Source organism: Streptomyces sp. NRRL S-350 (assembly GCF_000719705.1).
Lineage (GTDB): Bacteria > Actinomycetota > Actinomycetes > Streptomycetales > Streptomycetaceae > Kitasatospora.
Genome location: NZ_JOHO01000245.1, coordinates 1 through 218, shown reverse-complemented (window position 1 = coordinate 218; position 218 = coordinate 1). Strand labels below are relative to the sequence as shown.

The following is a 218-nucleotide window of genomic DNA, read 5'->3' as shown; positions in this document are numbered from 1 at the left end:
TCCAGGAGCCGTTGAGGCTGGTGGCGGTGAAGGAGCGGAAGTAGCGCTGCTCGTTGGCGCCGCGGGCCTCGACGATCATGAGGTACTGGTTCTGGCCCTGGACCTTGTAGACCTGCGGTGCCTCGAAGAGGTTCTTCACCGTGTCGGTCATGACCGTCGTGTAGGAGGAGCCGAAGTTGCCCGGGAAGTTCCCGATCGGCATGCTCGCCCGGTAGATG

The 218-nt window shown here is 63.3% G+C and carries 1 protein-coding gene; it reads right to left on the bottom strand.

Features of this window, described 5'->3' with window-relative positions; translation table 11 throughout:
• A partial coding sequence (locus IF30_RS43010) for a non-reducing end alpha-L-arabinofuranosidase family hydrolase (protein WP_267884591.1) occupies positions 1 to 202 on the bottom strand: 202 nt, incomplete at its 3' end.
• Positions 203 to 218 lie beyond the last annotated feature (16 nt).